Source organism: Mesorhizobium escarrei, from assembly GCF_935825525.1.
Taxonomy (GTDB): domain Bacteria; phylum Pseudomonadota; class Alphaproteobacteria; order Rhizobiales; family Rhizobiaceae; genus Mesorhizobium; species Mesorhizobium escarrei.
This window is the reverse complement of record NZ_CAKXZT010000071.1, coordinates 1-306: the sequence shown is the minus strand read 5'-3', so window position 1 is coordinate 306 and position 306 is coordinate 1. Positions and strand designations below refer to the sequence as shown.

At 63.7% G+C, this 306-nt stretch carries 1 protein-coding gene; it reads left to right on the top strand.

Annotated features, from left to right (window positions below):
- On the top strand, window positions 1-306 hold a 306-nt coding region (locus tag NMG80_RS04950), incomplete at both ends, for an alpha/beta fold hydrolase (RefSeq protein ID WP_254017107.1).

The window sequence follows — 306 nt, the reverse complement described above, 5'->3', positions numbered from 1 at the left end:
AAACCGCAGAACGGGTACGACTCCAGCACGCAGGCCAACGACCTCATCGCGCTGATGGATGCGCTCGGCCACAAGCGCTTCGCGATGATCGGCTTCGACACGGGCATGGGAATCGGCTATGCCCTCGCTGCGGATCATCCGGATCGCGTGGAGCGCCTGGTCGTCGGCGAGGGCATCATCGCAGGCGTCACTCCCTCACCACCCCTGATTGTCCCCGGACCGCTCAACAAGCGACTCTGGCACATTGCATTCAACCGGCTGGACGGCGACGTAAATGAGCGCCTCGTTCGGGGGCGCGAAGACATC